This is a genomic window from Marinomonas sp. HM11-D (assembly GCF_057626615.1).
Genome location: NZ_JBMMKT010000002.1, coordinates 226,545 through 244,763, shown reverse-complemented (window position 1 = coordinate 244,763; position 18,219 = coordinate 226,545). Strand labels below are relative to the sequence as shown.

Annotated in this window: 20 protein-coding genes; 8 read left to right on the top strand and 12 right to left on the bottom strand. The window is 47.4% G+C overall.

Annotated elements, in window-relative coordinates; genetic code table 11:
* Positions 1-7 precede the first annotated feature (7 nt).
* Both ACOSVP_RS03560 and ACOSVP_RS03555 read right to left on the bottom strand, forming a co-directional pair.
* Positions 8-592, bottom strand: a complete 585-nt coding sequence (locus ACOSVP_RS03560; RefSeq protein WP_487346114.1) for a TetR/AcrR family transcriptional regulator — start codon at positions 590-592, stop codon at positions 8-10.
* A 69-nt stretch (positions 593-661) separates the two neighbouring features.
* On the bottom strand, positions 662-1,420 hold the full coding sequence (locus tag ACOSVP_RS03555) for a DUF1499 domain-containing protein (RefSeq protein WP_487346113.1): 759 nt from the start codon (positions 1,418-1,420) through the stop codon (positions 662-664).
* Positions 1,421-1,630: 210 nt separating this feature from the next.
* Between ACOSVP_RS03555 and ACOSVP_RS03550 the strand changes: the two genes are divergently transcribed.
* Together ACOSVP_RS03550 and ACOSVP_RS03545 are read left to right on the top strand one after the other, a co-directional pair.
* Positions 1,631-2,335, top strand: a complete 705-nt coding sequence (locus tag ACOSVP_RS03550; protein WP_487346112.1) for a tRNA-uridine aminocarboxypropyltransferase — start codon at positions 1,631-1,633, stop codon at positions 2,333-2,335.
* A 120-nt stretch (positions 2,336-2,455) separates the two neighbouring features.
* Positions 2,456-2,731 carry a hypothetical protein gene (locus ACOSVP_RS03545; RefSeq protein WP_487346111.1) on the top strand — a complete coding sequence of 92 codons (276 nt, stop codon included), beginning with the start codon at positions 2,456-2,458 and terminating at the stop codon, positions 2,729-2,731.
* Between the two features lies 1 nt (position 2,732).
* Here ACOSVP_RS03545 and ACOSVP_RS03540 read toward each other — a convergent pair whose 3' ends face one another.
* Positions 2,733-3,206 carry a DUF2947 family protein gene (locus ACOSVP_RS03540; protein ID WP_487346110.1) on the bottom strand — a complete coding sequence of 158 codons (474 nt, stop codon included), beginning with the start codon at positions 3,204-3,206 and terminating at the stop codon, positions 2,733-2,735.
* A gap of 132 nt (positions 3,207-3,338) precedes the next feature.
* On the opposite strand from ACOSVP_RS03540, the gene ACOSVP_RS03535 reads away from it, so the two are divergent.
* A complete protein-coding gene (locus tag ACOSVP_RS03535; RefSeq protein WP_487346109.1) occupies positions 3,339-3,614 on the top strand; it encodes a hypothetical protein in 276 nt (91 codons plus the stop codon).
* 142 nt (positions 3,615-3,756) lie between these two features.
* Positions 3,757-4,404 carry an HAD family hydrolase gene (locus tag ACOSVP_RS03530; RefSeq protein ID WP_487346108.1) on the top strand — a complete coding sequence of 216 codons (648 nt, stop codon included), beginning with the start codon at positions 3,757-3,759 and terminating at the stop codon, positions 4,402-4,404.
* On the opposite strand, the gene ACOSVP_RS03525 is transcribed toward ACOSVP_RS03530, so the two are convergent.
* The gene (locus ACOSVP_RS03525) at positions 4,387-5,418 is read right to left on the bottom strand and encodes a nucleoid-associated protein (protein ID WP_487346107.1); all 1,032 of its coding nucleotides are present in this window, start codon (positions 5,416-5,418) and stop codon (positions 4,387-4,389) included. The two genes, ACOSVP_RS03530 and ACOSVP_RS03525, sit on opposite strands and share 18 nt — an antisense overlap.
* A 77-nt stretch (positions 5,419-5,495) precedes the next feature.
* Between ACOSVP_RS03525 and ACOSVP_RS03520 the strand changes: the two genes are divergently transcribed.
* From ACOSVP_RS03520 to ACOSVP_RS03510, 3 genes are all read left to right on the top strand, one after another.
* Positions 5,496-5,822: a hypothetical protein gene (locus tag ACOSVP_RS03520; RefSeq protein ID WP_487346106.1), complete on the top strand. Its 327-nt coding sequence runs from the start codon at positions 5,496-5,498 to the stop codon at positions 5,820-5,822.
* A 90-nt stretch (positions 5,823-5,912) separates the two neighbouring features.
* A complete protein-coding gene (locus ACOSVP_RS03515) occupies positions 5,913-6,335 on the top strand; it encodes a VOC family protein (protein ID WP_487346105.1) in 423 nt (140 codons plus the stop codon).
* 135 nt (positions 6,336-6,470) lie between these two features.
* Positions 6,471-7,130 carry an OmpA family protein gene (locus tag ACOSVP_RS03510; protein WP_487346104.1) on the top strand — a complete coding sequence of 220 codons (660 nt, stop codon included), beginning with the start codon at positions 6,471-6,473 and terminating at the stop codon, positions 7,128-7,130.
* 94 nt (positions 7,131-7,224) lie between these two features.
* Here the strand turns inward: ACOSVP_RS03510 and ACOSVP_RS03505 are convergent, their stop codons facing one another.
* The 7 genes from ACOSVP_RS03505 to ACOSVP_RS03475 all read right to left on the bottom strand — a co-directional run bounded on the left by ACOSVP_RS03505 (position 7,225) and on the right by ACOSVP_RS03475 (position 16,404).
* Positions 7,225-8,538, bottom strand: coding sequence for a uracil-xanthine permease family protein (locus tag ACOSVP_RS03505; protein WP_487346103.1), 1,314 nt, complete (start codon positions 8,536-8,538; stop codon positions 7,225-7,227).
* Positions 8,539-8,576: 38 nt separating this feature from the next.
* On the bottom strand, positions 8,577-9,203 hold the full coding sequence (gene upp / locus ACOSVP_RS03500; protein ID WP_487346102.1) for a uracil phosphoribosyltransferase: 627 nt from the start codon (positions 9,201-9,203) through the stop codon (positions 8,577-8,579).
* 178 nt (positions 9,204-9,381) lie between these two features.
* A complete protein-coding gene (locus ACOSVP_RS03495) occupies positions 9,382-9,882 on the bottom strand; it encodes a copper resistance CopC family protein (RefSeq protein ID WP_487346101.1) in 501 nt (166 codons plus the stop codon).
* A gap of 80 nt (positions 9,883-9,962) precedes the next feature.
* Positions 9,963-13,088, bottom strand: a complete 3,126-nt coding sequence (locus tag ACOSVP_RS03490; protein ID WP_487346100.1) for an efflux RND transporter permease subunit — start codon at positions 13,086-13,088, stop codon at positions 9,963-9,965.
* 9 nt (positions 13,089-13,097) lie between these two features.
* On the bottom strand, positions 13,098-14,603 hold the full coding sequence (locus ACOSVP_RS03485) for an efflux RND transporter periplasmic adaptor subunit (RefSeq protein ID WP_487346099.1): 1,506 nt from the start codon (positions 14,601-14,603) through the stop codon (positions 13,098-13,100).
* Positions 14,600-15,916 carry a TolC family protein gene (locus ACOSVP_RS03480; protein ID WP_487346098.1) on the bottom strand — a complete coding sequence of 439 codons (1,317 nt, stop codon included), beginning with the start codon at positions 15,914-15,916 and terminating at the stop codon, positions 14,600-14,602. Before ACOSVP_RS03480 ends, ACOSVP_RS03485 begins: the two co-directional genes overlap by 4 nt.
* A 77-nt stretch (positions 15,917-15,993) precedes the next feature.
* Positions 15,994-16,404 (bottom strand): hypothetical protein, encoded by a 411-nt coding sequence (locus ACOSVP_RS03475; RefSeq protein WP_487346097.1) that lies wholly within the window; start codon positions 16,402-16,404, stop codon positions 15,994-15,996.
* A 237-nt stretch (positions 16,405-16,641) separates the two neighbouring features.
* On the opposite strand from ACOSVP_RS03475, the gene ACOSVP_RS03470 reads away from it, so the two are divergent.
* Positions 16,642-17,838, top strand: coding sequence for an MFS transporter (locus ACOSVP_RS03470; protein ID WP_487346096.1), 1,197 nt, complete (start codon positions 16,642-16,644; stop codon positions 17,836-17,838).
* 35 nt (positions 17,839-17,873) lie between these two features.
* Here ACOSVP_RS03470 and ACOSVP_RS03465 read toward each other — a convergent pair whose 3' ends face one another.
* On the bottom strand, positions 17,874-18,122 hold the full coding sequence (locus tag ACOSVP_RS03465) for a hypothetical protein (protein ID WP_487346095.1): 249 nt from the start codon (positions 18,120-18,122) through the stop codon (positions 17,874-17,876).
* Positions 18,123-18,219: the final 97 nt, after the last annotated feature.

The window sequence follows — 18,219 nt, the reverse complement described above, 5'->3', positions numbered from 1 at the left end:
TGTTACTTTAAGCCCTCACCGCATTATCAAAGGACACTTTAAAGGGCAGATTTAGCGTATCTAAACGCTGCAATACGGCAGGAGAGGTAAAAGACTTGGTCGGTAAACATTCCATAAAGACCAACCAATAGTTGGCGGTCATGTTTTCGGAAAAGATTGACGCTGTTTTCGTGTCGACACCCACCGCCTCAAAACGTTTAGCCACACCCTGCTTAATCGAAGAAATCTGCTGCGAATGGAAGCCGCCATTAAGCACACTGTCCATCATGATCACACGGGTAAACTCATCGTACTTTTCGTAGAAAGGAAATAAGGTTGTAACGATTTGAGAGAGATATTCGGTGGGAGACTTTGTTGGTTGATGCTGACCCACACTGGCACTGAGGGTTTCATCTAACGCATCAAAATAAATTTCTTTTACAAGATCTAACTTGTCGGGAAAGTGAACAAAGAAGGTGCCGACTGCCACCCCGGCTAGGCGGCTAATTTCTCGAGTCGTTGTGACCTCTACACCTTGTTGAAAGAACGCCTGTTTAGCAACCTGTTTGATTTTGGCACGCGTATTCGCTTTTTGCTGGACTCGACGACTCACACCTATTCACTCCTTGATGTTGATGGTTAGAGTCTAACCAAAAGCACGCCTAGGGTGAATAAAAAAACATCAATTTCGTAGCACTAAATCCGCTGGTACTGGCTGTAAACGTCGACTTAGCTCACCAAGGAATCCTTGGATACGTTCGGCGTTATTACCATGATCAGACTCACCCGCCCGTGAGCAAGAGCGCATATCTACCACTACCTTGTCATGCTGGCGCGTAATACGAATCACAATATCATTACGCAAACCAAACACAGGGGTGCGTGCTGAAGCTTCAATCACACCCGCACTAGGGTATTGCGACACCATATCCCAACCACGTTCTGCCACTAGCGCCGTGGCTTCAATGTAGGTTTCTTTGAACGTGTTAGTCACTTCCAGAGGTTTTACTTTCGGATAGTACTGCTTCTGTACCGGCACCCAAGCAAAGTCATAGGTCAGATCATGCTCAGAGGCTTTACGTAGATAAGCCACATTAATAAAAACAGGAGGGTTATTCAAATCCGTAGAGATGTCATATAAGTCCGGCAAACGCGACTTTTGCACATAAAGCCCAAGCCACATTACGCTGTAAATAAACGAGACGACGCCCACCAGCCAAAAAAATCGACGGCCACCCGCACTACATTCCTTGCGACAAACAAACAAGGAAGCCATGGTTAAGATGGTCAAAGCAATGGCAGCAAAGACGGTTTTGCGCAACATATCAAAAGCAGTGATTGGCTCTATGAAACCAACGCGAACCCCTGCAATAGAAATAAACGCCACACACCCAATTAGCATCATCAAAATGTACAACACGGGCGAAATGTAACGACTCATAATTTACTCATAAAAAACATCACACCATCTACCATAACGTGAGCGTGTAAAGCTGGATAGTGCGTTACAAAACCTTCTACAGTGATTCCACCAAATTTGCATATTTTGCGTAAAGCCAACTGATTTTTAATAGAAAAACATATTAAAAATCGTCAGAATCCCTGTCCAGTCACACCATCATCTCGTTACCGTTATATCAGCAGAAAAGCCATGACTACATTGAAACACCCGCTTCACAGCGTCGATCGACTCAGAACGCAGGCTAAAGAAGGCAGCCGCAGAGAATTTATCGCCCGCGGCGCGAACGCTGAGCGCTGTCCATCCTGCCTAATGGCAGATTTCGCTTGTTTCTGCGATCAGCGAATCAGCATGCACAGTCCCATCCACTTTACCCTGCTCTATCACTACACCGAGATCCACAAGCCGACCAATAGCGGACGTTTAATCGCTGACTTATTCCCAGAGCAAACCGATGCTTATATTTGGTCACGAACCACTCCCGATAACACTCTAATTGAGCGCATAGAGTCATTTGCCGACAACAATGTCATTTTATTTCCAAGCACCGAAAAACGAGAAAACGCAGGTACGCATTTAAGTGAATTGCCGTCGAACGAAACGCCATTAAATGTGATCGTCTTAGATGCCACCTGGCGCTTAGCCAGTAAGATGTTGCACCAAAGTCGTTGGCTAGACAGCATCCCCACCTTTGCCATTAACGAAGACGCTATACGCTCCTTTAAAGTGCGACATGCCAAACACGACAACCAATTCGCAACAGCGGAAGTGGTCGCCATGCTGCTGGCACAAGCTGATGCCAGCGAACAAAGCCAAGCATTAGCCAGCTATTATCAAGTATTTAACGATCACAGCATGTGGAGTCGCCGCCGTCAACAGACACCCAATCCGACCTAACGGCACCAATTAAGCGAAGAAGAGCAGCAGAATAAAACAGCAAAAGCTTTAGAATCACCTAAACTAAGAAAACATGCGTATCGGCCAATGCGTTGGTCTTGATTGTTTAGGTTGAGCACTATGTTAAAAGCATTTTTTTCTTTTCACATACAGCTGGCTCTTACTGCATTATTGCCAAGCTGGTATCAGCGAGATTTTTTCGACGACAAGAAGCCATCGAAGCACGCCCATTTCAGGCGCTTTGGCAAACGCTATCGCGCCAAGCAACGCATTGTTCGAACACTCTGGACGGGCACAGGCTTTTTAATGCTAGCTTTTCCCAGCCCGCCCATTTTGGTAGGCGGGCTATTGTTTAGCGCATGTTTGTCATTCGCCATCTTGGATGAGAGCGATTAAATTAGCTTCGCACCAATAACGCAGCTTGGCCATTTTCGCAAAACTGTAGGGCTTGCTTTTTCTTGCGACCCACTAAGACCGCATCGCTGTCCAGAAACAGAAAAGCCTTCCAGTTGCGCGCAAACACACCCCAAGTGGTTTCAATAACAAAGTCTGCGTGGCAGCAAAAATATACCTTGGTGTCGTCTCCCCAATTCGCACAATGCGTTTTCACACCTTCTGGCAGCTCTGGCGCATCGGATTCCCAAGCCGACTCCCAGTCATCCTCTCCCGTTTTACCGGTATTTACCCACATATCCTTATTAAACAGATCGGGGTACAGGAAGGCATCCGAAATGTAATCACGCCAGATGTTTGCTCCAGCGGATTCGGTCATTAATAAAATAGCGGCACGGTCTTCTTGCGTGACAAAAGGCTCCTCACGACGAAACACCCATTCTTTACCACTATCCGCTAATGATCGATATTGAGACATACAACCTCTATTGTTGAAAAAAAATAACCTAATTCATGAAAAAGCATCGTTTGAAGACTAAAACTCAAACAACTAACCTATCAATGTAGTAATAAAACTACATTTTACAAAAATCACTTAAGGAGACTCATTATGTACACTTCAGAAGACGTTAACTCTGCAGCCCTTTACAACCTACATTACACAGGCGCTGCAAAGAAAACTAAGGATTCTCAAGAGCAATACGAAGCCTTGCTTAACAATTGGGGCTTTGCTACAAAACAAGCTTCTAGCCGCACGTTTGGTAAGAAAATTTCAGCTTTCGCTAAAAAAGCCGTGAAAGTTCTAAAAGCTAGCTTCAACATGGTGACAGCATCATCACTGTTGGCAAAGCAACACAGCGCCAATGCACACATTTCTAGCCACTAATTTCTGGCAGCTAAAAGCCCGTCCAAACGCAATTCGCAACAACTAAGCAATTGGGGAGAAAAAAAATAACATCCCTCCCTTTCTACAATCTCACTCGCTACAATCATTTCGCAGTTACACACTCATTTCTAAAGGAGTTGTCATGCGTTTTAATTACCAAGCTATTTTATTCGATTGTGATGGCGTAATAGTAGACACAGAAACACTTTCTTCTAATATTCTGCAACGCATGTTGGCCGATGAAGGCTTACATCTAGACGATCACACTCTACATACTCAGTTCGCAGGCCACACTAATCACGAAAACCTAATCCTTGCAGAGTCCATGCTTGGACGAGCGCTGCCCTCAGATTTCGCCGTTCGCTTTCGTGAGGAATTTCAAACCAGCATTAAGACATCACTGCATCCCATTACGGGCGTACCAGAGCTACTGGCCGCCATTGACTGCCCGATTGCCATGGCCACCAACGCGCAACGTGAGGAATTGGAACTAAAGCTTGAGTTGATTCAGCTAGCAGATGTTTTTAGTACGCGCTTTGCCGTGAATGATGTTGCCCAGGGTAAGCCCGCACCAGACTTATATTTAAAAGCGGCGGCAGCATTGGGTGTCGCACCAGCACACTGCCTTGTGATTGAAGATTCCCTTGCGGGCATCAGAGCAGGGGTTGCTGCGGGAGCTACGGTATTAGCTTACAGCGCCGTATTGCCTGCACAAGCTCAACTTGATGCAGGCGCTACGGCAACCTTCGATAGTATGGCAGAACTGATGGCGTTACTTGGACTCAAGTGACATCAGTTGTTTTAGCAAGCTACGCGGCAGGTCTTTGATCGTTAGCGCCCCCGTATCGGCATTAAACTCGATACTTTCTCCTAGTAGGTCGGTATCAAAGCTTAGCGTTAGGGAACGGTTTGACCCTGATGCTCGCGTTAGCTTTTTAAGAGCCGCCTTTTCAACAAAGATCTCTTTCTCGACTTGGAAGGCATCAGACTCAGCCAGCTCCAAGAACTTGCTTGCCTGCTCGGCAGAGAAACGAGATTCAATTTGACGGGCGATATCGGTTAATTCTAACGGCTCACGCTCTTCGGCTTTTTCTAGACATTGTTCTGCTACCGCACGCTTGAATTCGTTCGCAGCCTTAGACGGTAGGGACTGAGACTGACAGAAAGCCGATGCCGCTTCGACCAGTTTGCGTGTTTCTTTGGCAGCCACCTTAGGCTCATCACAGCCAATAAATTGCGTGAAGTATTCACTTTCCCATTTTGGTGCTTTACCAAAACGGAAAGCAATATAGCGGGTATCATCGCGGTCATGGTAAGCCGATAAATTCACACGTAATGCCATGTGCAATTTGTCGGTTTCTAGTTGATGCACTTGAGCAAAGCTCAAATCTTCAGCCAAGGTAATACCTGCTTTACGCTTTAGCAACACGATAAACAAGAAGTGCGCGCCGCCCAACTCATAGTGGTTGAACCATAGTAAACCGCCTTCGGCCTCACTAACAGGCTCTAGAAAACGCACATATTCAGCAGCGCACGCTTTAGTAAAGGCAGCAAAATCATCAAATGCTTCCCCATTAAAGTGCTTATGCAATAACGCAGGTAGCTTGCTACCTTCTTCACTGCCTTCAGGGTTAGAGAATTGCCCAGTGTTCATGCCCGAGCGATTAAAAAGATGCGTCACCTTGGCTGCCAATTGCTCCGCTTCAGCGTCAATCGGGTTTTCATTTGGACGCGCTACCAAGAGCGCTTTTGACTCCCCTTCCGCTTTTTGAACTTCATGGACAATTAAATTGACAATAGACACTAGCGACCTCTTACTATTAGTATGATTGGTTTGTGACACTTTTTATGCCGTAATGGACACAACTTTATAATCTCGATATGACGAAACCAGCGAAGACAAAGGCTCAAACTCGAAAGGAAATCGAGTCTCAGATCGAAAGCTTTATTCGCCATCAAGGTGAAATACAGCAAGTCGAAATGGGCGCCTCCGGTTTACAAGATGGCAAGTATAACACGAGCCATATGGGGTTTATCGAGCCTAAAAAAGAGCGCACCCCATTAAATCATGTGGTCGCAGCCATTCAGCAGCGTAAGTCAGACAAAAAGCCCACTCCGCCCGCCACTGGCAACAAGCCAAGAAAGCCGAAAAAGAAAGTCATTTACGACGACTTCGGTGATCCTATCCGTTACGTATGGGAAGATTAAGGAAAGTCCTTGTAAGCCATTCTCGGCTTTTGCTCACACTCCTAAGTTCCACTACCATAAGGAAAAATCACTTATAGGAGAGAGAACAAAATGTCGATCAAATACCTTCACGCTATGATCCGTACGGCCAATCCAGAAGCTAGCCATGAGTTCTACACTAAGGGGCTTGGCCTAGTACAAACTCGTCGTTACGACAGTGAGCAAGGTCAATTCTCTTTGATTTATTACGCTACTGAGCCTGGCGCACCTGAAGTAGAGCTCACCCATAACTGGGACGATCGTACTTACTCTGGTGGCGACCAGTTTGGTCACCTTGCTTTTGAAGTCGATAACATTTACGCCGTTTGCCAAAACCTACAGGACATGGGCGTTACCGTGCTACGTCCACCACGTGATGGACACATGGCCTTTATCAAAGATCCAAACGGCATTTCTATCGAACTACTGCAAAAAGACGGTTCGCTTGAGCCACAAGAACCTTGGTTATCTATGGCAAACACCGGCTCTTGGTAACACTTGATTACAAAAAATTAAGGTTGGTAACAAAGATATGGCGTTTATTCGTTTCTGCTAAATTGAATTACATGGAGACAAGGACGTTTCAGCTACTATATTTATAAAGACAATCACGGACAACGGAACACCACCATGACCCTTAAATCGATTACCCAAAACAGCCTTGTAATCCTTGGTGTTGCTGTGACATCGCTAAGTTTTGCAAACACCCCACTATACGATGCGGAACAACTTCCGCCAAACATTGCAGATGAAGACATGGATGGTGTAGTCAATGTTCGGGATTTATGTGAAGGCACGGCAATTGGCCTAAAAGTTGACAATGACGGTTGCCCAAGCAAGCATACCCTACGCCAATCAATGAACCTGCAAGTATTGTTTGATACCGCTAAGTACACGATTAAGTCTTACTACAGTGCTGATATTCAGAAGCTAGTGGACTTTATGAACAATCACCCAGATTCAACGGTGGTTATTGAAGGCCACACAGATAGCGTGGGTGGCGAAGAGTACAATCAGGAATTGTCCGAAAATCGCGCTAATGCAGTGGTATCAGTTATCGTTAATCACTTTGGTATTGATTCATCCCGCGTAAGTGGCGTTGGTTACGGTGAATTGCGACCAATCGCAGACAACGATACGTCGATGGGACGACAACAAAACCGCCGAGTAATGGCCGAAATCTACGGCGAAGAAACCACACAGACCAAACGATGGAATATCTACAGTGTGGATAATATGTCCATGGATCCCGAGCTCGCGCCAAACAGTGCGTTTAACGGCGGGTACTAAAAGCCTTATAACCGAATACACCTCTATAAAGCCAAAAAGGGTGAGTACCAAGTACTCACCCTTTTCTTTTTATGGTTTACAAGCTGTTTAGACACTATTTCTTTTCAGCGTGGTGAACCATGTCTTCTACCACTTCTTGCTCTTCGTGAAGATCATTAGTGTGATCGGCGTGTGGCAAGATCAAGTTTAGGAAGATCGCCACTAGACCACATAAGCTCACGCCTTGTAGATGCCAGCCAGAAGAGCCAAATGTCATGCCACCAATACCAAACACCAAGGTCACCGCCACAATCACTAGGTTACGCTGAACACCCAAATCAACACGTGACTTAATCAGGATATTCATACCCACACCAGCAATGGAACCGAACAACAGGATCATGATACCGCCCATCACTGGGCTTGGAATGGTTTGTAGCATGGTGCCAAATTTACCGATAAAGGCTAATGCAATGGCAAATACCGCTGCCCAGGTCATCACCACAGGGTTAAAGGCTTTGGTTAGCATGACTGCACCAGTCACTTCAGAGTAAGTCGTGTTTGGTGGACCGCCGAACAAAGACGCGGCAGAGGTCGCTAAACCATCACCCAGCAAGGTGCGATGTAGACCTGGCTTTTGCACGTAGTCTTTACCCGTAATCGAGCCAATCGCTAGTACGTCACCCACATGCTCAATCGCTGGAGCAATCGCAACCGGCAACATGAACAAAATCGCAGCTAGATGAAACTCAGGCATGATAAACGCAGGCACACTTAACCAACCCGCTTGTTGTACGTTGTTGAAATCAACAATGCCCATAAACAAGGAGACAAGATAGCCCACTACAACACCTGCGATGATGGGCACCAAGCGGAACACGCCTTTCGCATAGGTAGCGACTAGTAAAGTCGTTAGCAATGCAGGCATGGATACCAAGATAGCATCTGCGTACGGGAACAACTGCACCGAACCATCTCCCGCTTTACCTAATGCCATGTTCACGGCAACAGGTGCTAAGCCAAGACCAATCACCATAATAATCGGACCGGTTACCACAGGTGGTAATAAACGGTGTAGGAAACCTGGTCCGCGAATAGCCACTAACATCGATAACACGACGTATACCAAACCCGCACAAAACAAAGCCCCCATGGTTGCGGCTTGCCCCCAAGTTTCCACCGCAAAGATAATCGGTGCAATAAAGGCAAACGACGAGCCCAAGAACACCGGCATACTTCGTTTTGTACAAAGTTGGAAAATCAGAGTCCCTAAGCCCGCGGTGAACAGTGCCACACTTGGGTTAAGACCTGTAATCAATGGAACCAAGACCAAAGCGCCAAACGCTACGAATAGCATTTGCGCCCCAGCTAACGCCAGACGCCAGCCCGCAAGCATGTTGTCCTGTTGAGTAGAAGTTGGTGTTGTCATGTGAAGGGAACCAATCTTAGTTATAGGATGCTAAAAAGTTACTTTGTGCCAAAGATCTTATCGCCGGCATCGCCTAGACCTGGAACGATGTAACCCTGTTCATTTAAGTGGCTATCGATTGAGGCCGTGTAAATATCCACGTCAGGGTGCACCTCTTGCACTTTTTTGATGCCTTCTGGTGCAGCCACCAACACCAATGCACGAATGCTGTCACAACCGTTTTTCTTTAGTAGATCAATTGTCGCGATTAAAGAACCGCCAGTGGCTAGCATAGGATCGACCACCAACGACATACGCTGATCAATATCGCTGGCTAATTTATCGAAGTAAGGCACAGGCTCAAGGGTTTCTTCATCTCGGTAAATACCGACAACACTGATGCGCGCACTTGGAATCAATTCCAATACGCCATCCAGCATACCTAGACCAGCGCGTAGAATCGGCACCACTGTAATCTTCTTACCGCTGATACGCTGACATGTGGTTGGACCACACCAGCCGTCTTGTTCGTACTCTTCTAGCTCAAGGTCTTTGGTTGCTTCGTAAGTCAGCAGGTTACCCACTTCTGACGCTAACAAGCGAAAACCGCGCGTGCTCATTTTCTGATTACGCATTAAGCCAATCTTATGTTGGACTAGGGGGTGGCGAATTTCATAAACGCTCATGGAAACCTCTTTTTCGCTGTGATCCTGACTAAATGGTCATTTTCGCACATTACCTCAACTGAGGCGATATGAGATGGCCCAGATTTTGCGTAAAAGCAACGGAATTAGTTATGAAAAAAGTATGCCAAATAAAAAAGGCGCTTGGGTTACAAGCGCCTTTGCATTTTTAACAGCGTTATTAGTGCTGCATAAAGCCAAAGTTACCATCCATCATATGACCATCTGCCCCCTTTGCTTTCCAGTGCACTTGGTATGTATCCGGTTTGAGTTTTGGCATATCGACCATAAACTCATGCATTGCCTCACCACCACGCTTGTATTTGATCGCTACAGGTTTACCGTCTGAGCCAATCACCTTTAGATTCATCATTTGCATTGGCTGAGTGAATTGCATTTTAAGATGATCGACTGGCTCCATCATCATAGCGCCGTCTGCTGGGTAAGTAGAATGCATCATTTCGTGCATAGCACCACCATTCATAGCCGCATTTGGCATAGTGCTATGATCCATATCGCTATTACCCATGCCACCACTGCCCATTTCGGAGTGGTTCATGCCAGTCTGTTTCTTATCACCACCGCCCATTTGCGAGTGATTCATACCATTTGAATTATCTGCCATCGCACCTGCTGATACCGCAATAGCGACAGCCGCTAACGTAATTTTCATCGCTTTCATGATCACTTCTCCTATTGAAGTTCATTTAGATTCAAAAGTGGACGCAGACCACCATTACGCCGTCGCGTCCGGTTGTCTGATCACACTTTGGCAAGCTCAAAGCGTTTCCATAAATAGTACACCGCTGGTAACACCACCAAGGTCAGCACCACAGCACTGATCATACCGCCCACCATGGGTGCGGCGATGCGGCTCATCACTTCAGAGCCCGTGCCAGTGGCAAACAAGATCGGTAGCAAACCAATAATAATCGACGCAGACGTCATCATTACCGGACGGACACGAAGTCCTGCTCCATGTATTACGGCCTCTAATAAACGCTCCTGACGTGCTGCTTGACTAAGATTCTTCGCCTCTTGCTTAAGTAATTGCCACTCTTGATTGAGGTAGACCAGCATGATTACGCCAATTTCCACCGCCACCCCGGCGAGTGCGATAAAGCCCACACCCACCGCCACAGAAAAGTTAAAGTCGAGCAAGTACATCAGCCAAACACTGCCGACCATGGCAAAAGGCAGGGTACCCATGATGATCGCCACTTCCATCGCGGAGCGAAAGTTTAAGTATAGAAGTACCAAGATAATGGCAATGGTCAGCGGCACTACATAGGTGAGCTTCTCTTTGGCACGTTCCATGTATTCATATTGACCCGACCAGTTAAGTGAGTAACCCGCAGGCAAATCCAGCTCTTCCGCCACCACTTGTTTTGCATGCGCCACATAACGCCCTAAGTCCATGCCGTCAATGTCGACAAAGGTCCAGCCATTCAAGCGAGCGTTTTCGCTTTTGATCCCCGGTGGACCATCTTCTAGATAGACATTGGCCACATCCCCTAACGCAATTCGCTGACCACTTGGCGTGACGATCGGCAATAACGCCAATTGCTCAGGCGAATCACGATAAGATTGCGGGTAACGAATGTTAATCGGATAACGCTCTAGGCCTTCCACCGTGGTAGAAACATTCATACCACCCACCACCGATGCAACCAACAGTTGCACATCTTGGATGTTGAGACCGTAGCGCGCTGCCTTAGCACGCTGGATATCGACCTTAATGTAGCGCCCACCTGCAACTCGCTCTGAGTAGACCGATGCAGTACCTTCCACATTACTCAACACCTTCTCCAGCTGTTGACCAATTTGTTGAATCACGGCCAAATCAGGCCCCGCCACCTTGATCCCCACTGGGGTTTTAATCCCCGTTGCCAGCATGTCGATGCGAGTTTTGATCGGCATTACCCAAGCATTGGTAATGCCAGGTACCTGAACCAATTTATCCAACTCTTGTTTTAATAACTCGGTAGTCATTCCCTCACGCCATTCAGAGCGAGGTTTTAGCTGAATAAAGGTTTCGATCATGGTCAAGGGCGCAGGGTCCGTGGCGGTTTCCGCGCGGCCGACTTTACCAAATACCGTTTCCACTTCCGGCACAGAGGCAATCAGCTTATTGGTCTGTTGCAGAGTTTGACGTGCTTGGCCAATAGAAATCCCAGGATAGGCCGTTGGCATGTACATCAAATCGCCTTCATCCAAGTTAGGAATAAACTCACTGCCTAACTTATCTAATGGCCACATACCGATGGCAAAAACCATCACGGCTATCGCAATAGTCGCCTTTGGATAGGACAAGGCTTTTCTAAGCACAGGCAGATATAAGGCAGTTAAACCACGGTTAATGGGGTTTTTATGCTCAGGCAAGACTTTACCACGCACAAAGTAGCCCATTAACACAGGCACTAAGGTAATCGCCAAAGCTGCCGACGCCGCCATGGCATAGGTTTTGGTATATGCCAAGGGACCAAACATGCGTCCTTCTTGGGACTCCAAAGTAAACACCGGCACGAAGCTCACGGTAATGATCAATAAGCTAAAGAACAGCGCGGGCCCCACTTCAGAAGCCGCTTTGGCAACAATCTGCCAACGATTCTCAGGCGTCAGCGGTGTTTTCTCCATATGTTTATGGAGGTTCTCGATCATCACGATCGCCCCATCAATCATGGCTCCGATGGCAATAGCGATACCACCTAACGACATAATATTGGCGTTGATCCCCTGCAGATGCATGACGATAAAGGCCGCTAGAATGCCTACTGGCAGGCTGATAATCGCCACCAAAGAGGAGCGAACGTGAAATAAGAACACCACACATACCAGCGCCACGACGATGAATTCTTCGATCAGCTTCGACCAAAGGTTTTCCACCGCACGATCAATCAAGCCCGAACGATCGTAGACGGTGACCACCTCAACCCCTTCCGGCAAGCTTTTTTTCAGCGTTTCCAGCTTTGCTTTGACACCATTAATGGTTTGTTGAGCGTTTTCACCGAAGCGCATCACCACCACACCACCAACAGTCTCACCTTCACCGTTTAGTTCCGCCACACCGCGGCGCATCTGTGGCCCAACGACCACATCCGCAACGTCTTTTAGCAGGATCGGCACACCGCGATCATTGGCGCCGAGGGGAATGGTTTCTAAGTCCTCCACGCCTTGGATATAACCAGTCGTGCGCACCATATACTCGGCTTCGGCCATTTCAATGACTGATGCCCCTACCTCTTGGTTACCACGCTCAATCGCCACCTTAATAAGGTTTAGAGGGATATTAAAGGCGCGCAGTTTTTCAGGATTTACCTGCACCTGATATTGCTTAACCATGCCACCGACGGGCGCGACTTCTGAAACACCAGGTACCGTTTGCAGCTCGTATTTCAAGAACCAGTCTTGTAATGAGCGCAGCTCACTCAAATCATGCTGACCGGTTCGATCCACCAATGCGTACAAATACACCCAACCGACACCCGTGGCATCTGGGCCTAACTGTGATCGAGCATTACTAGGTAATGATGGCGCCACTTGACTCAAATACTCCAGAACGCGGCTTCGTGCCCAGTACATGTCCGTGTCTTCGTCAAAGATCACATAAACATACGAATCACCAAAGAACGAAAAGCCCCGCACGGTTTGCGCCCCTGGCACCGACAGCATGGCAGTGGTTAATGGATAGGTCACTTGATCTTCCACCACCTGTGGCGCTTGGCCTGGATAACTGGTTTTAACAATCACCTGCACATCGGATAGATCTGGAATCGCATCCACCGGCGTGTTCTTGACTGAGTACAGGCCGAGTCCAACCAGAATCAAGCTGCACAGCAGCACCAGAAAGCGGTTATGGATCGACCAATGAATTATTGCTTGAATCATAACCGCTCCTTACTGGCCATCCGTAATGAGAAAATCGCTAACCGAGTAGCGCGTACTGCTTTCACGGACAATTTCCAGTTGTAACGGCTGACCTAATGGTAAGGCTTCAAGATCGAGCCATTCAGCAGCGTAGAAATCCATGGTCATTTTTGGCCAATTCCACTCTGGAATCGCAGCATGATTGACATTCAATTTGCCATTGCTTGGATCAATACTGTTGACGCTAGCACTGACCCACACGTTTTCCGGTGGCGTTTGTTGCTCATCGGACGCCATTTGCATGTCAGACATGTCCTCAGCACTTTCCATGCGCTTAAAGTCTGACGTTTTACTCGACTCAGAATCCAATAGGAATTGCGCCGACGTCACCACACGATCGCCAGATTTTAGGCCAGATAGAATTTCTGCCTGCTCATCGGAAAACGCGCCCACTTCCACGGCGACCGATTTAAAGCGCCCTTCACCAAGCGCAAGCACCACTCGGTTTTGCTTGGCACCGCGAATCACCGCTTCTTTTGGAACCAATAATGCTTGAGAGTTACGTGTCGCATTGATATCGATATGGGCAAACATCTTCGGCTTTAAGCGACCATCAGGATTAGCCAATCGCACACGAACTTTCAAAGTACGAGTCATGGCATCTAAGGTTGGGTAGATAAAATCCACTGTGCTCGCGAAGCGTTCACCGGGTAAAAAGTCCAATTCAGCGGTCACAGCCTGGCCAACTTTAACCCAGCTCGCTTGACGTTCGAACACTTCCGCCTCTAGCCACAGCTCAGAGAGATCAGCAATCGACATCAAAGTTTTCGCAGGGGTGACATAAAAACCATCCTGAATCGAAAGGTTATCGACTACCCCACTTTGCGGTGCGTAGAAGCGCACGGTTTGGGACACTTTACGGGTTTGCTTTAGCCGATCAATAAAGCTTTGCGGCACTTGCAAGGCTTGTAAACGCTCTTCACCCGCTTGAATCATACGTGTGTCTTTTCGGCCCAACGCAAAGACAAACTCTTCTTGGGCGTTGACCAAGGTCGGCGAATACAAATCGAATAAGGGGGCCCCCTGTTTTACCTGATCGCCGTTGGTTTTGATAAAGCTTTTTTCAATCCAGCCATCGACCCGCGGATGCACATGTACGACCTGTTCTTCGTTGTAACCAAGGTAGCCCACACTACGTATATGGGTGCTGAGCTGCCCCTGTTCAGCAAGTCCGGTACGTACGCCAAGGTTATTGACCACTTCGGAAGCGATGCTAATGGTGCCTGCGCCCATTTGTTCGCCCCCTTCATCGCCGTAGAATGGAATTAAGTCCATACCCATTGGTGATTTTCCTGGCCCATCACGACGGTAATTAGGGTCCATAGGTGCGACCCAGTAAAGCGGCTGTTTTTCACCCGTGGCTGCAACTGGAGCGCCTTGATCGGAACCAGTGTTCGGCAAGAGCCCTAATTCCAAAGCGCCATAAGTTAATACGCCGCCCAGCACCAATGTCCCCACATAGCCTAATGCTTTCATAGCGTCTCTCCTTTACTGCTTGACTCAGTCTGGTTGGCAAGCAGATATTTTAATTCTGCGGCTTGTTTGCTTTGCTCGACTTGAATACCCAGCAACTCAACTTGGGCATTGAGCTCGGCAATGCGTGCTTGGACGATGTCGACAAAACGACCATCGTCGCGGGTATAAGCATTTAGCGCGGCTTCACTGCTGGCGTGGTATTTCGGTAGTAAATCTGTTTGATACAGAGCTTCGCGATTTTTCAACTGCTCAATATTGCTCAACAAAGCTTGGTAACGGGATTGCAACTCGTTCAAAAGTAGCTCTTTATCCGATAGCAAAGCTTCAGCTTGTAAGCGTGCAGCAGACACTTCGGCATCCTGACGTGAGGTTGAGAAAATCGGCATGCTGACACTGACCGCTAATGAGGCAAGATCGGCTCGATCACTGCCATTCGGCGCATCGCCACGATAACCATAACCTAGAGTCACTCCCCATTGCGGTTTGTATTTTTGCTCAGCCAACGACTGATCTAAGCGAGCACTGTCGGTGCGCTTGTCGATCAGCTTTACCAGCGGATGATTCTGCAGTTGCGTTAGCACTTGCTGTGCTGATAAAGCCTCTGTCGTAAGCATGCTTTCTATATTCGCGGTCGACGTGGCAATAGTTAATTCACTCGACAATTGCTCTGGTAGGTATTGTTTAAGTTGATTCAAGGCGTTGTCGCGGGCTTGGGTCAATTCAATCAAGCGCTGATCCAGCTTACTTAGCTCAAGTTCGGCGCGTACCAAATCTTGCTGTCTAGCAGAACCATAAGAGGCGCGATAATTACTCGCCACGGCATCGTTTAACTGCTCAAACAAAGGTTTACTTTGCGTAACAATCTGCAAGGCTCTTTGATAGTAATAGGCTGTTAGCCACAGACGTGAAACGTCTTTCTCAATCAGCCCGATACGATTAGAACGCTGCCATTCAGACTGCTCCGCTTTGGCACGATACTGATCACTGTTGATCTGTAAAGTGTCGCCCACCGGAAACATTTGCGTGACCTGCACGCTCAGCTGGGTCATAGCTTCCTGTTCAAAATCAAAGGTGTCGGTCGGCATATTGAGTAAGCCAAGCGAGATTTTTGGATCAGGTAACGCCATGGCACCTTGGCTCATCGCCATAGACGCTTGCTGTTGTTTACTGTTGGCAACCAGCCAAGCATCTTGCTGGATTGCTTGTTCAATCGCTTGAGTAAGGGTAATTGGCGCGGCATTGGTCGTCGTCGCCAACGCCCATACGCTTAACGCACCACAGGTACGCAGCATAAAAGTACGAATTGGGAACATGGTATTTGCTCATCACATTAATACAAACTGATTCGGACAAACGCTAAAGGTTATCCGAGCAAAAACGGTATTAAGGATTAAACAATCGGTGGGATATAGGGAGTACTCGGCTCACCAGCGCGCATCTGCGGGGTGGCCAATTCTTGAGATTCAGCCGCTAACGCAACTGCTGAAAAATTAAATGGCGTTGCTAACACAGGCAAGGTACTACAATGTGCCTGACTACAGCCTTGATGATCATGACCACTCTGACTCGCCTGGCAATCAGCTGCTTTATCATTATGACAATGCTGATGATCTTGAACATCAGCATGAACCATCTGCATGGCATTTGAACTTGGCTGATCAGGAAACATCGACAGCGTCATTTTTAGAGAAGCGACACTCGAAAAAATCAACGCCATAAGCAATAGCAACAGACATAAGTAGCCCTGTTTATTACTAATTTGATTGATTAAGTGCATTCGTTGCATCGGTTTGAACATCACGCTGAATTGAAATCATCGCTTTAAGGTAATTAAGATTTTTACTGAAAGCAAACGCTTTCATAATACATGCAAACTTTTTATCACTTTTAGTTTTCCTATAGAGCAGCTTTATACGATAGGACAAACATTGAAAAGGATTGGGCAAGTGAACCGCCCAGTATAAAACCTATACTAGTGCCAACTGGGCAAGATGCCTTCCTCCCTGTCATTAAATGGATGTCTAAGAGTTAATTAATTATGAGTACTTCCCAAGCTTTTATCGAGCAAGCTGAATCTAGCCCCACTTCGTCTAACTGGTGGGCCATTCTAGCCATGATGCTAGGGGTCGCGGCTCTGATTTCAGCGGAACTTTTGCCAGTGAGTTTGCTAACGCAAATGGCTCAAGAACTGAATATTTCCATGGGGATCGCGGGACAGATGATATCCACCACCGCAGGTGTGGCCATGCTGTCGGGGCTGATCTTACCGTCACTTTTGATCAAAGTGGATCGCCGCCACTTAATCCTAGGCTTTAGCCTTTTATTGGTTTTATCCTGTTTTCTCACCGCCCAAGCGCAGTCCTTTTGGATGCTATTGCTAGCACGGGTCATGCTAGGCCTAGCGGTGGGTGGCTTCTGGGCCATCTTAGCCGCCGTCACCATGAAATTAGTTCCGGCTGAGCGTGTTGGCCCAGCATTTTCATTTATCTTTTCTGGCGTGTCTTTGGCGCTGGTCGCGGCGGCACCATTAGGTAGCTATTTTGGAGAGCAAGTTGGCTGGCGTTTGGTATTTAATGCCGTGGGGGTCATCTCAATTGCCATTCTGGTATTGCAAGTCTTTACCCTGCCATCTGTTAAAAGCCAACGTGAAGCGCATCATGACGGTATGGGTAAAATTCTGAAACGCCCAGGTGTGCCACTGGCGTTTATTGCCATGCTATTAAGCTTCACTGGCAATCAGATGCTGTACATTTACATGCGCCCCTACATGGAACTTTACTTAGGTTTAAACATTGAACAGATTTCTATGTCATGGGTATTGTTCGGTGTCGCCAGCTTTATTGGTGCGACTTTCGCGGGCTTCCTCGCGCAAAAAGCGCTGAAACAAATTTTGGTCGGTATGCCCTTGACGATGGTAGTGGTTGCCTTCGCCCTTTTGTTGGGACAAAGCCTGCATCCATTGGCGTATTTCTTAATTGCTTGCTGGGGCTTTTTTGGCGCTGTACTCCCAATTATTTGGTCGACCTGGATTACCAAAGCACTGCCCGATGCCGCCGAAGCGGCTGGTGGCCTATATTCCGCAGCGCTACAAGTGGCGGCCATTATCGGAGCGGCGTTAAGCGGCACCTTTATTGATCAATTTGGCGTCAGCGCCAATATGCCATTAACCGGCAGTGTGATGATGGTGACCTTGGTTTTAACCATTGCTTCATTGCAAAAAAAGCGCATTGATTAATGCGCTTTTAGGATCCCTAAGTACACCGATTGCTATCAGTGTACTTCTACCATGTGTTTTGGGCATAAATGCGGTGCCCAAAGCTGCATGGCTTCAAGCAGACTCTCTTTATCAAAGCCGATCAGCTTAGATGCTTCTAAAATATCTAAGTATTGATGCTCTGACTCGTGCTTTGGGGCCTGACCTGATACACGCAACAGATCAGCCTTATTGAAATAACGCCCTTCTTGCAACTCTGCAACGCGAATATCGTTACCAGCAAACACTTCTGAATGGATAGACATAACCAACCTCCTCTACTGACCTAAACAGGCTCTTAGTTGACGCTTTAGTGAATAAGGACGTTATACCTCAGCTAATGATGACAATATGTTACAGCCG